This window comes from Bradyrhizobium canariense, assembly GCF_018130465.1.
Classification (GTDB): Bacteria; Pseudomonadota; Alphaproteobacteria; order Rhizobiales; family Xanthobacteraceae; genus Bradyrhizobium; species Bradyrhizobium canariense_C.
Map to the genome: position 1 here is coordinate 282333 of NZ_JAFCKJ010000006.1, position 12699 is coordinate 295031.

Consider the following 12699-nt stretch of genomic DNA (forward strand, 5'->3'; position numbering starts at 1 on the left):
GTGCTCAGTTCCACGAATATGCGAACTTGTCGTTCGCGATTGAGACGCGTGTCTGCTTGATCTCTTCCTTGGCAAGCGATTTTCTCAGGAACTCGCGCGACAGCTCCGGCAGCAATGTGTTGGTGATGATGTTGTCGATCATGCGCCCGCCGGAATCCGGATCGTTGCAGCTTGACACGATGTGCTCAACGACGGTGTCGTCGTAGCTGAAGGCCGCGTTGTGATTATCGCGTAGCCGACGGCCGATGCGGTCGAGCTGCAGCCGGACAATGCCGCCGAGCATCTCGTCCGAGAGCGGGAAGTAGGGGATCGAGACGATACGCCCGAGCAAGGCGGCCGGAAATACCTTCAGCAGTTCCGGCCTGAGCATCTTCCCGAGCTCTTCCGGTTCATTGCGGTACTTTGGATCGCGGGACAGCCCCATGATCAGATCGGTACCGACATTGGTCGTCAGGATGATCAAGGTGTTCTTGAAGTCGATCCGTCGTCCGTTGCCGTCCTCCATGACTCCCTTGTCGAACACCTGGAAGAAAATCTCATGGACGTCGGGATGGGCCTTCTCCACCTCGTCGAGCAGGATGACGCTGTATGGCTTGCGCCGGACCGCCTCGGTGAGGCGGCCGCCTTCTCCGTAGCCAACGTAACCGGGAGGTGCTCCCTTCAGGGTCGAGACGGTGTGCGCCTCCTGGAATTCCGACATGTTGATCGTGATCATATTCTGCTCGCCGCCGTAGAGCGTCTCGGCAAGCGCCAACGCGGTCTCGGTCTTTCCGACGCCGGATGGTCCGGCCAGCATGAAAACGCCGATCGGCTTCGACGGGTTGTCCAGCTTGGCGCGGCTGGTCTCGATACGTCTGGCGATCATCGTCAGCCCGTGGGACTGGCCGACGACGCGGCGGTTGAGTATCTCCGGTAGCTTGAGCACGGTTTCGATCTCGTCCCGCATCATCCGACCAACCGGGATGCCGGTCCAGTCGGACACGACGGACGCTACCGACTGCTGGTCCACATGGGCATAGACCATCCGTTTTTCCGGATTGATCCCCTCCAGCGTCTCGAACTTGCCGCGCAGCTCCGCTCGTTTTGCATCTGAATCTTGATCTTCCTTGGGCCCGGACAGGATGTCACGAATGCTGCGGATGTCCTTGACGAGCTCCTGCTCCTTGGCCCAGTCGGCCTCGAGCGCGGTTAGCTTTTCTTTCAACTCGGCGATATTGCTGTCGATCGTAGCGACGCGCTCGCCGTCCTCGATGCCCAGATCGCGGTCGCTGACCAGCGCGGATTTCTCAGCTTCGCGAGCCGTGATCGCGATACGCGTGTCCTCGATCAGGGCCGGCGTGGTGCTCTGGCTGATCGCCACGCGGGCCGAGGCGGTATCGAGCAGGCTGACGGCCTTGTCCGGCAGCTGTCGGGAGGGAATGTAGCGGTGCGAGAGGTTGACGGCTGCAATGATTGCGGCGTCGGAAATGCGGACACCGTGGTGCTTTTCCATTGGGGCAAGAAGGCCGCGCAGCATCACGCAACAGGTCTCGACATCCGGTTCGTCGATCTGGATCGGCTGGAAGCGTCGCGCGAGCGCCGGGTCCTTCTCGATGTACTGGCGATACTCTGCCCAGGTGGTAGCTGCGATCGTGCGCAGCGTGCCACGGGCGAGTGGAGGTTTCAGGAGGTTTGCCGCATCGCCGGTGCCGGCTGCACCGCCGGCGCCAATCAAGGTATGGGCTTCGTCGATGAACAGGATGACCGGGGTGGGCGAGCTCTGCACCTCGTCGATCACCGAGCGCAGCCGCTGCTCGAACTCGCCCTTCATCGAGGCGCCGGCCTGCATCAAGCCGATGTCGAGGGCGCAGAGCCGGACATTGCGCAGCGGCGGCGGCACGTCCCCGGCGGCGATGCGTTGCGCGAATCCTTCCACCACCGCCGTCTTGCCGACGCCGGCTTCGCCGGTAAGAATCGGATTGTTTTGCCGCCTTCGCATCAGAACGTCTATCAACTGGCGAATCTCTTCGTCCCGACCCAGGATCGGGTCCATCTCGCCCGATTTGGCCTTCGCGGTGAGATCCTGCGAGAAACGGTCGAGCGGTGTCGTGCCTTTCGGGCTGGTCTGATCCGCGCCGTCCGTGCCAGCGCCTACAAGACCCGAGCCGTCCATGGGCCGCATGGTCTCCTCGTCGGAGCCGGCCCAGATGGCGCGACGCTCGGCGGCCAATGCTTCGACGTTGACCTTGGCGAATTCCTGGGAGAGGTTGTTCAGCGCGCGACGGATGTCGTTCGACTTAAGCCCAGCCACGAGCAGGTGGCCGGTGCGGATCTGAGTTTCGCCGAAAAAGAGCGTGGCGTAGTGCCAGCCACGATCGAGGAGATCGATGACCGGATTGGCGACACCCGGCATGTCTGTTTCGTTCTTCCGAAAGCCGTTGATCGCGCCGGCAAGTTCCGATAGCAACCGCCCCCGGTCGAGCTTGTAATGGTCCACCGAGAGGCTTACGTCTGTGCGCTCCTGTTGCAGGATATGAAACAGCCAGTGCGCAAGCTCGACGTTGCGGTTCCCGGCGCTCTTGGCATGGCGAAGAGCCTGTATGAAGGCGTCGTAACCGGCGCGGTTCAGTTTGCCCGTTACGGCTTCAATACTGATGTCGGTCACGGCGGCCCCTCCTGCTCAATTGCTCCGCCGATGTTTGACACCCAACGGAAATTGGCGCGAATCCCATGATATTGGGACGATCGGCGCGGTCGATAGGTTCAAATCGCCGAGGCATCGGCTGCGGCGTTCGGGCGGGCTCGCAGGCGCTCCCCGAGCTGAAAGCGGGCATCGCGGCGATATTCTTCAGTGGAGGTCCAGTTCGGGGAGACCCAGGTGGTCCATCCAAGCCGTCCGCTCTGCCCTAGTCTGACGGGGACGACCTCTCCTGCTGGAATCGCGAGCTCGACCTCCCACTCCAGTTCGTCGCCAATGTAGAAGAAAACGGCGTCGGCCAGCGGCTCCGACAAGTTGCGCGCTTCGGTCGGCAGGAACTGCTCGTACTGGACAAAATTCTTGACGAAGACCCGAACCCTGATCTTGTCTTCGACGCTGAACACGCGTGAGCCGAGAAGCGCGTCCCGACCGAGGCTGGCATGCGCCTCGCCGAGCCGGCTGCAGTGACTTGGATCGAACGCAAGCCAAGTGCCGACAAACTCGTCGATCTCGACTTTGACGTCGAACAGTCCCTGCAAGAACCGCGTCAGCCGGGACGCACATTTCGCCCTTGGGGCGACCAGTCCGACGAAGCTGAGCTTCGCCATGTCGGGTACGGTGTCCCGATTGGCGAAAACGTCTGAGCCGAGGCCGGCGAAGGAGCCGACATAGGCGATAAAGCGATCATCCGCGGGACGGTCGTGCTGCGCGATCGGCCGGGCGTCGGCCCAGGCACGAAAGAAGAGCTGCAGGAACCGGCCGTTGAGCAGGTCAATAAAGCGCGGGAAGGCGTCGTCCCGCATCAGCCACCAGCTCAGACTTTCATCGGTCGTGGCAAGTGGCAGCGCACCTTGCGGACCCAGGAGGCCGAGAAACTTGACGAGGATTCTGAGCCGGCCATTCTGGTCGTCGACTACGGCAAGATTAGAGGCAGGGAACTCGAGGTAGGGCACTTGGCCGAGATCGACGTACTCCTCGCGGCGGGCGGCGCTGTCACCGATCCGAGGTCGATCCGGATTGGCTCGCTCGAGCTGACGCAGGGTATTGAAGAAATCGAACCGCCAGGGTTCGGCCTTCATCTGGTCGATCAGCGTCACAGCGGTCTCCGCGTGCCTATGCGCGGTGGCCACCGCATAATCTCGCCACGCTCCGGCGTCGAGACGACCGTTTGGGTGAAGGTGTTGAAGCCTGAATAGTCGGCGAAGAAGCGCTCCAGCACAGCTCCGAGCAGGAACACGCCGCTCCCCTCGAACGCCTTCTCGTCAAGTGTGACAGTGATCTCCAAGCCGCGCGCGGCACCGCTCCCGGTGCGCTCCCGCACCCGTCGCACGACGGGCCGGCTTTCGATGCTGCGCACGCCCCGGATCTTGCGTTCGGTGGCGTCGTCGTACTGGTCGGCAAACAGGGACAGCATCTCGCGCAGCGCTCCTGCGTTCTTGCCGCCGTTGCGCTCGACGAGGCCGAGATAGTTCAGGCTCAGCATGTTGATCAGCCGCCAACTGACGATCCCGCTGTTGGCGATTTCGCTGCGACTGCGCAACTGGGCGACCACCGGCTCGCGCGGCCGGGTTGGGCCAGCAACGCACACCAGGTCGAGGGACGTGTCGTCCAGCAGGTGGAAGTCGGCGCCGCTCGCGCCGACCGGCAGGTGCTCAGTGAGGTGCCGATTGGAACACAGCGCTCGGACGCTGAGCTCGGCGGCCGAGTCCTGCCCGTTCAATTCGCCGGGCTCGAGCAGCGATAGGAACATGTCCGTCCCGGTGTAATCGGAAGATGAGCCGTACGTCTTCTCTTCCACCGTGCGGCGCCGGGGCAGGCGGCGGACGGTGAAGTAAAGCCCCTGTGCGCTGGTCTGGTCGACGCTTGCCGAATACAGCGGACGTACCAGCCGCTTGTCCTTCTCCGCCGGGAAATGCGCGTAGACTTCGAGGACCTGGTGCGGCTCGTATTCGAGATAGCGACTACGATCCGGCACCACGTGATATTCGTGGGTGTTCGACTTGACGGGGATTCGATCACTCGTCTTCTCGAACAGGTTGATCGCCGGTGCGGTGTAGAGCCTGAAGCTATCGGAACGCACCGCGGCGGCGAGCCGCGAATTGTGTTCATCGAAGGCGAAGACGATATCGATCGACTTGCTGCGCAGGCGCGGCATCACGCTGCGGAGTCCGGTCAAGTGAACGCCAAGGAACTTGCGCGGAAACATGAAATATTCCCGGAGCAGCTCTGAGCCGCGAAAGACGCGGTTGTCGTGCGGAAACAGCGACTCGGTTTCGTCGAAACCGATCTGCTGCACGCAGTCGTGCGGTGCGCGCGTCACCACCGGATCGCCGAAATCGTCGAGATGTCGGAAGTAGACGCCCTTGCAATTCGATATCAGTTGTTCGTAGAGCGCTATGCCATCTGATTCCGCACCGACGAGATAGATCGGGAGCTCGCTCATGCGGCAGCCCGCAAACCACGTTTCCGGCTTGGTCCGAGCCTCTGCATCCGACAGTTCCTCGTCAACCTGGGCCGCGGTGCGGTGGGTCAACGACAGCCTGAGTCCGGCGATGACGTCGCCGCCGACCGGGATTCCGAGTGCCTGCAGCGCGCCCGCGGTCGAGAAGTATTCGGCGCCTGTGATGTCGAACGGCCAGAGCGTGATATCGCGGCAAAGTCGAAATCGGCAGGCGAGGCTTCGCTCTCTCTCGCGGTAGGTGGCGTCGAAATAGGCGCCGCGCGCGATCTTTTTGCCGTCGCGCAGCGCCGGGTCGGCATAGGGCGGTCCTGCTGCGACCAGCATGGCCGACGGGGTAGGGGCAAGGTAGTTCGGAACCAGCTGTTCGAGCAGATTCGAGGTAAATTCCGGAAATTCGTGCTTTAGCTTCAACTGGACACGGGCGGCAAGAAACGCCGCGCCTTCCAGTAGCCCACTGATCATCGGATCCGAGCGGTCCCTGATCAGGCCGCCCAGGCGTTCAGCGATGCCGGGATACTCCTCGGCGAAATCTCCTGCCTGCTCGTACAGCAGGGACAATTCGCGATTGTAGAAGTCCAGGAATTCGCGGTTCATGCTAAAGTCGGTTGATCTGGATATCGCCGCTGTCGAGCTCGACGTCGGCGACGAATTCCACGGGAACGTTGAGCGGTTCAGCTTTCAGATCGGCGTGAACGATGAAGCGCAGCTTGAGCTGCTCGGGTCCGATCGAGGCGTCGCGGCGGACCCGGATTGTCTTGCGATCGAGCCTTGGTTCATAATTGAGCAGTGTGGTGCGCAGCGAGTCGCTGAGCTCGTCGTCCGTGACCTCGTCGATCGAACGATTGGCGATGTCGGGACAGCCATAGTTCAGAATCGACGTTCGTACGCAATCCCGGCCGCTCATGTCTAGCGTCGATTCGAGAGCGATCGTATTGAGGAGCGTTTCGACGTCATGGGAGACCTCGCGCCGGAGGAGTGCCTCCGAGATCGGATGGCGTCCTGTGCTGCGCCGGCCTGCGATAATCCGTTCACCGGACTGATCGCGCAGATCGAGCTTCTTGCGCGCATCACGCGCTTCATGCGCCGCGCGAAAGGCGAGCATCAGCGGCGGAGAGAGCCTATCCTTTTTTGGCGTAAGCGTCATTCCGGTCCCCATGACGTTCGGCGCCTATGCCGCTTCGAAAGGCGGCAATCGGCGTCGCACTTGACGTATCGTGGCCAGGCATCCGGCCGTAACCGGGGCCATTCGAAGGATGCAATTTGGGATCGCGCCGCATGGCGCCGGTGTCCGCTATTGGCAACCGGCGCCAGGCGAGGGGCCGAAGATCATGCCCATTCCTTGTTGGCAGGAACGTCCCAGCCGAAGGTCGGCGAGGCGCCGGCGGCACCCTTGTCCGTCTGGGTCTTGTAGGTCATCTTGACCTTGGCGAAGTTCAGACTCACGTTTTCGGTTAGGCGCTCTTCGCCGTGCGATCCGCCGGTCGACACGCTGGAGACCAGGACGTGCTTCATCTCGATCTTGAGATACTCCAGCGGGTTCTCGCCAGCCTTGCGCACAGTCAGGATCGCCGTTTCGATGTGCTTTCCGTTCGCGCAGACCTTAAACAATTCCGGGGTGGCCTTGTCCACGAAGTGCGTGAAGTGGAGATCCTGGACGTTGACCTTGCCGGCGCCGCCTCCGGATCCGCTGTGGAATGTACCGGCCTGGCTTTCGCCGAACGACCAGCTCAATACATCAATCTCGTCCTTGTGCTTGTCATCCAGCGACTCGCCCTTGATGGGATCGAGTTTCAAGAAAATATCGACAGCCATAGCTTAGTCCTCTCAAAAATCTGCAATTGACAGTTGCGATGACGTGGCGTCAGGAGCTCGGGCCTGGTAGGCGCGAGACGAGACTGAGGCCGACGTCCATCGCTTCGAGTTGGAAGTGTGGACGGAGAAAGAAGCGTGCGTTGTAATATCCCGGGTTCTCCTCGTTTGCTATGACCTCGACCTTCGCTGCGGCCAGCGGCTTGCGCGCTTTCTGAGCTTCTGACGATAGGGCTGGGTTGGCATCAACGTACTCGTTGATCCAGGTTTGCAGCCAGACCGTCAGCTCATCCTTTTCCTTCATGGATCCGATCTTGTCGCGAACCATGCACTTCAGATAGTGCGCAAAGCGGGACACTGCGAACATGTAGGGCAGACGTGACGACAGGTTGTCAGACGCGGTTGCATCCACGCCTTTCTCGCCGAAATACTTCTTCGGCTTGTAGAGCGACTGCGCACCGATGAAAGCCGCCTTGTCGGTGTTCTTGCGATGGATCAGCGGGATCAGGCCCGCCTTGGCGAGTTCATGCTCGCGACGATCGCTGATCGCGATCTCGGTTGGACATTTCAGGTCCACGCCGCCGTCGTCGGTCGGGAACGTGTGCGTGGGCAGGTTGATGACCTCGCCGCCGGACTGAACACCGCGGATGCGGGTGCACCAGCCGAACTCCTTGAAGGCGCGGTTGATGTTGACAGCCATCGCGTAGGAGGCGTTGATCCAACCGTACTTGTCGCCGGTATGCCCGTCGGTTTCTTCCTCGAAGGCGAATTCTTCCACCGGCTCCGACTTGGCGCCGTAGGGAAGGCGACCCAGCACTCGCGGCATGCAAAGGCCGAGATAGCGCGAGTCATCCTGGTCGCGGAGACCTTTCCAGGCCGCGTATTCCGGCGTGTCGAACACCTTGCCGATGTCGCGGGGATTGGACAGCTCTGTCCATGAATCCATGCCCATCAGCGTGGGCTCGGCTCCGGCGAAGAAGGGAGCGTGCGCGGCGCCGGCGACCTTGCTGAGATCACGCATCAACTGCACGTCGGTCGGCAGATGACTGAAATAGTAGTCGCCGATCAGGCAGCCGAACGGCTCGCCGCCTAACTGGCCGAATTCGTACTCGTAGACCTGCTTAAACAGCGGGCTCTGGTCCCAGCGGGCGTCTGGATATAGCCGCAGGTTGCGATAGAGCTCGGTCTTGGAGACATTCATCACGCGAATCTTGAGATTGGCGTCCGTCTCGGAATTGAAGACGAGGTAATGCAGGCCGCGCCAGGCGCTTTCGATCGCCTGGAACTCGGGCGTATGAAGAATCTCGTTCATCTGCGCGGTGAGCTTCTGGTCGATCCGCGCGATCATCTCCTCGATGGTGTCGAGGACATCGGACTTGATGACGCTCGTGTCCTTCAGCGCCTCCTGAACGAGCGTGGATACCGCATTCTCGACTTCGGTCGCAGCGCGTTCCGTGCGGGGCTTGAAGCTCTGCTTGAGTAGGTTCGCAAACTCGTCGGCCTCGGCGGTCCCGACCTGAGTGACGTTCGCCTTTTGACCAGCTTCTTTTGCCATGGTCCCCAGTCCTTCTCTTTATTTCTATTTCTCGGCGTCGGGTTCGGTCGGTTGGCTCGCTGTGCGTTCTTTCAGCGCGGCCATCAGCTGCGGATCGCTAAGGAGCTTCTTCAGCTGATCCTCGGCAGCCACCTTGCCGTCCATGTAGCGGAGCAGGTTGGCGAGCTGTTCGCGGGCCTCCAGCAGCTTGGCCGTGGCTGGAACCTGTCGGGCGACCGCTACGGGTGAGAAGTCGGCCATCTTGTTGAAGCGCAGGCTGACGGAAATCTTCTCGTCGGCCGCTTCGCTTAGGCGGTTGGCCACGCGGGCTGTCACCCCGGGCTGGATGGCCGCCATGCGGTTGTCGAAATTGTCCATGTCGAATTCGAGGAACTTGCGCTCCTCGACCTTGGGTTTCTCCACGCCAGCGTTGTTGCCGGAAAGGTCGGAAAGGACGCCCATCACGAACGGCAACTCGATCAGCCGCTCGGCGTCGTAGGGATCTTCGTAAGTGATGTGAACGCGCGGTGCGCGGTTACGACGGATGAATTTTTGACCGCTGTCGGTAGCCATGGTTCCCCTCTTTGCGAAATCATTGAGAAGCCGGTTTGCCGCGACGCAAGTTACAAGAGCAGCTCAACTTGCGGTCGGCAAACCCTGTATGTCCTGTTAGTGACGTCGAGCGAAATGCGGGTTCAATACGATTTGTCGATTGTCTTGAGCGCGCCCTCGGGCAGGACGTCATTCAAAAGGCTGAGAAAGTCTCGCTGTGCCAGTTCGCGCGCGCGGTCGACCAAAAAGGGAATAGGGCTCGACGGTTCTGCGGTCCGGAAAAATGCGGCCACTTTGGCCAGCATGCCCAAGGCCTGTGCTCTATTTTCTGCAGAGAAAACAGTATCTTGAACTTCGCTCTCGATCCCGGACGAGGATGGGGTGGCAAGCTCCGCCATCCGTTCGATGGGCAGGTCGAAGAACTTGTCTCGCCCGATATTGATCGCTGCGCTCTCTACGTGGGCGGGCACCAGCATTCGCATCACTTCGATAAAAGATTTACCAACCATCTCCTGCGCCTGACGCACCAGCAACAGGGCGGGATTCGACGGTTCCATTCGGGCGAAATAGTCCGCGGCGGCGGCAAGCGCCGCAGTGGCCTGCCCCGACGACGTCAGCGCACCGGTTGCCTCAATCGGGTGTTGCGTGTCGGATAGTTCAGCGTCGTCTGCCGGCGCAGCCACAACGGCGCTCGGGTCACGCTCCGCGACGAGACCCGCAAGCCAGGCTGCCATGCCATTGACGACGCCGGAGACCCTGTCGAGGCTGATGGGTTGCCCCGAGTTCAACTTTTCGTGCCAGATCGTCTTGATGCCTGCAATTTCGGCAGCGACTGCCGTACAACGTGCACTCACCGCCCTCAGGGTGTCGAGATCTGTGTCGTCAATGATGCGCTCGATCATTGCAAGATCGGGAGCGTCAGTGTCGGCGTCACCAGCGGGAATTTCTCCCTTGGCAACCTGATAGGCACGGTAGTTGAGGGTCCCCTGTCTGCGATTTTCGATCAGCGGCAGGAATTGGAGGGGATTGATCACGGTCGGAAACACGTCGATCGCTTCGATCGTGACTGCGCGAAGAGCGTAGTCGCCGTCTTCGGCCCTCGGATGTACAGCTTCCCACTGCTCCCTAAGCAACGTGGTCGTCGCCTTCAGGCAATTGAGAAAGCCGTCAAGATCCCGGTTGAGGATGGAGAACTTGGCCAGCAGCATGTTCAAACGCAGATCGCGGGTGCGCGCCAGAAGAGGTCGCGCGGCCGCAAACTGGCCCGCGATGTCGATGGCCTTCGGATCGAAGCGCCCGCGATCTCCATTGGCGTTGACCACCTCGAAGTACGACATCGGAAGCAGCGATTCCGCACCTGCGAAGAAGTTGAGGTACTGAACGTCCCCACTTGCGTCGAGATCGGGCCCGCAGGGATCGTCCGCGGCTACGGGCTGGGTCAAGGAGGCGACGTCGAGCATGATCGTCCATCTGCTGGGCCCCCGCCGAACCCCGTGACGTACCCAGGAGCGCGGGAGGGACTATGATCCGATTGTCTTATGGGTCAGATGCTTGGCGGTCCCGGTTCATTCCCGGTGATCATGACAGTTTCGCGTGAACCAGCAAGCTCTAGGAGGCGACTACTTGAAGGCCTGGGTAGTTCTGTGTACGGCTGCGGTGGCGCGTCAGGATGCCAACCCCGGACGGACTTACCGGCCTGCCAGCAGCGGCCAGGATGTCCGTGGTTCTTGCATGACCGCCTGATCTGCTCTTTGGAGCCGATCATGCGGCCGACGAGGGAGTTTAACGCCCACATGGGCCAGCTTACCCAAGATACCCGCCTCTGCGAGCTCAAGACGCCACTCGGCAAGGACGTTCTGGTTTTCGTCGGATACGAGGCTTCGGAAGGTCTCAGCGAACTCTTTGAGTATCGTATCGAATGTCTCAGTGAGGACGCCGATCTCGACTTCGACCGCGCAATCGGTCAGCAGTGCACGCTGAAGATAAAGCTTCATGAGAAGGAGCGCGAGTTCAGCGGCATTCTCACCGAAGCGCAATGGCTTGGGGTGAAGAACGACTATTTCAGCTACAGAATCGTGCTTCGGCCCTGGTTATGGCTGCTGTCGCGAACCACCGATTGCCGGATATTCCAGGACAAGAAGGCGCCCGACATCATCAAGGAGGTCTTCAACGATCGCGGCTTCACCGACTACGAATCGAAGCTGACCGAGGAAGGTTCCTGTCCGAAGCTCGAATATTGCGTTCAGTACCGCGAGACCGATCTGAATTTCGTTTGCCGATTGATGGAGCAGCACGGCATCTACTACTTCTTCAAGCACGAGGGCGGCAAGCACACGCTGGTACTGGCGGACTCAAAATCGTCGCACAGTCCGATCAACGGACTCGCCTCGATCCCATACATACCGCTGACGGGTGCCGACCGGCGAGGCGAGCAACACATCTACGAATGGGTCTCGGAGCGTAGGTTTCGGACCGGCAAGGTCGAGCTCAACGATTACAATTACCAGAAGCCCAACGCGCAGATGATCAGCGACGCCAAGGGCAACGAGCATTACTCCCGATCAGAAATGGAATTCTACGACTATCCGGGGAAGTTCAAGGAAAAATCCGACGGCGAGCGCTACGCGAAGATCCAGCTTCAGTCCGAGCAAGCCATGGACCGGCGGCGCCGCGGCAACGGTGATGCAGTCAACCTGTTCCCCGGTGGATTGACTAAACTCGAGAAGCATCACAAGGACTCGCAGAACGTCGAATATCTGGTGGTACGAGCCACCCATTCGTTCTCGATCGAATCTTACCGCACGGGTGGTCCCAGCGACGCCGGTCAGCACGTCTATTTCGGGAGCTACGAGTTCTTGCCGAGCGACCGTCCGTTCCGGGCGCCGATGTTGACGCCGAAGCCAAGGATTAATGGTGTCCAGACCGCCAAGGTGGTGACCAAGGACGACAATTCGAGCGAGGAGATCGACGTCGAAAACCTCGGCGAAATCTATGTACGGTTTTTCTGGGACCGGAAGAAAAAGCGGTCTTGCCGGTTGCGCGTTGCTCAGGTCTGGTCCGGCAAGAAATGGGGCGGTCAGATCATTCCGCGCGTCGGACAGGAAGTGGTCGTCGAATTTCTGGAAGGCGATCCGGACCGGCCCCTGATCATCGGCACCGTCTATAACGACGAGTACAAGCTGCCCTATGACCTGCCGTCCAAGAAGACGATCGCGGGATTGAAGTCCGATTCGACCAAGGGCGGCGGCGGCTACAATGAGTGGAATTTCGAGGACAAGAAGGGCTCCGAGAAGATCACGGTGCATGCCGAGAAAGACCATGACGTGACGGTCCGCGACACCGAGACGCGGACCATCGGCGAAGCCGCGCTCGGCGGCGACACCCGCAAGACGACCCTCGTCAACGGCAACGACAAGCTCGATATCGAGTTGGGCGGTCAGCATATCACTATCGCGATGGATCAGTCGGTCACCGCAGGGCTAACCATCACGCTCATGGCCAACGTCAACATCACGCTGCAGGTCGGCCCCAGCCAGATCATCCTGACGCCTGCGGGCATCGTCATCAACGCGCCGACCATTGCGATGACGGCGCAGGGAGCCATGGCGCTAACAGCCGGGGGCCCGCTGGGTGCCCACGGCCTGCCAACCCTTGTCGGTTGAGTGC

Annotated in this window: 9 protein-coding genes; 1 reads left to right on the forward strand and 8 read right to left on the reverse strand. The window is 60.7% G+C overall.

What is annotated here, in order from left to right:
* Window positions 1–4: 4 nt before the first annotated feature.
* The 8 genes from tssH to JQ591_RS18810 all read right to left on the reverse strand — a co-directional run bounded on the left by tssH (window position 5) and on the right by JQ591_RS18810 (window position 10493).
* Window positions 5–2644 (reverse strand): type VI secretion system ATPase TssH, encoded by a 2640-nt coding sequence (gene tssH, locus JQ591_RS18775; RefSeq protein ID WP_211397488.1) that lies wholly within the window; start codon window positions 2642–2644, stop codon window positions 5–7.
* A gap of 98 nt (window positions 2645–2742) precedes the next feature.
* Window positions 2743–3807: a type VI secretion system baseplate subunit TssG gene (tssG, locus tag JQ591_RS18780; protein WP_211397489.1), complete on the reverse strand. Its 1065-nt coding sequence runs from the start codon at window positions 3805–3807 to the stop codon at window positions 2743–2745.
* A complete protein-coding gene (gene tssF, locus JQ591_RS18785) occupies window positions 3771–5732 on the reverse strand; it encodes a type VI secretion system baseplate subunit TssF (RefSeq protein WP_211397490.1) in 1962 nt (653 codons plus the stop codon). The genes tssG and tssF overlap by 37 nt, the downstream gene beginning before the upstream one ends.
* 1 nt (window position 5733) lies before the next feature.
* The gene (gene tssE / locus JQ591_RS18790; RefSeq protein WP_211397491.1) at window positions 5734–6282 is read right to left on the reverse strand and encodes a type VI secretion system baseplate subunit TssE; all 549 of its coding nucleotides are present in this window, start codon (window positions 6280–6282) and stop codon (window positions 5734–5736) included.
* A 182-nt stretch (window positions 6283–6464) separates the two neighbouring features.
* Complete coding sequence (locus JQ591_RS18795; RefSeq protein ID WP_027568117.1) at window positions 6465–6950, reverse strand: Hcp family type VI secretion system effector; 486 nt, start codon at window positions 6948–6950, stop codon at window positions 6465–6467.
* A gap of 49 nt (window positions 6951–6999) precedes the next feature.
* Entirely contained in the window at window positions 7000–8502 is a 1503-nt protein-coding gene (gene tssC, locus JQ591_RS18800) for a type VI secretion system contractile sheath large subunit (protein WP_211397492.1), read from the reverse strand.
* 24 nt (window positions 8503–8526) lie between these two features.
* The gene (gene tssB / locus JQ591_RS18805) at window positions 8527–9054 is read right to left on the reverse strand and encodes a type VI secretion system contractile sheath small subunit (RefSeq protein WP_211397493.1); all 528 of its coding nucleotides are present in this window, start codon (window positions 9052–9054) and stop codon (window positions 8527–8529) included.
* 122 nt (window positions 9055–9176) lie between these two features.
* Window positions 9177–10493: an ImpA family type VI secretion system protein gene (locus JQ591_RS18810; RefSeq protein WP_211397494.1), complete on the reverse strand. Its 1317-nt coding sequence runs from the start codon at window positions 10491–10493 to the stop codon at window positions 9177–9179.
* A gap of 333 nt (window positions 10494–10826) precedes the next feature.
* Here JQ591_RS18810 and JQ591_RS18815 point away from each other — a divergent pair, with 333 nt between their 5' ends.
* A complete protein-coding gene (locus JQ591_RS18815) occupies window positions 10827–12695 on the forward strand; it encodes a type VI secretion system Vgr family protein (protein WP_211397572.1) in 1869 nt (622 codons plus the stop codon).
* Window positions 12696–12699: the final 4 nt, after the last annotated feature.

What these genes read in the sequence shown, in the direction of transcription:
- tssF (WP_211397490.1), bottom strand. Translation starts at nt 5,732, where the DNA reads ATGAACCGCGAATTCCTGGACTTCTACAATCGCGAATTGTCCCTGCTG.
- tssE (WP_211397491.1), bottom strand. Translation starts at nt 6,282, where the DNA reads ATGACGCTTACGCCAAAAAAGGATAGGCTCTCTCCGCCGCTGATGCTC.
- JQ591_RS18795 (WP_027568117.1), bottom strand. Translation starts at nt 6,950, where the DNA reads ATGGCTGTCGATATTTTCTTGAAACTCGATCCCATCAAGGGCGAGTCG.
- tssC (WP_211397492.1), bottom strand. Translation starts at nt 8,502, where the DNA reads ATGGCAAAAGAAGCTGGTCAAAAGGCGAACGTCACTCAGGTCGGGACC.
- tssB (WP_211397493.1), bottom strand. Translation starts at nt 9,054, where the DNA reads ATGGCTACCGACAGCGGTCAAAAATTCATCCGTCGTAACCGCGCACCG.
- JQ591_RS18810 (WP_211397494.1), bottom strand. Translation starts at nt 10,493, where the DNA reads ATGCTCGACGTCGCCTCCTTGACCCAGCCCGTAGCCGCGGACGATCCC.
- JQ591_RS18815 (WP_211397572.1), top strand. Translation starts at nt 10,827, where the DNA reads ATGGGCCAGCTTACCCAAGATACCCGCCTCTGCGAGCTCAAGACGCCA.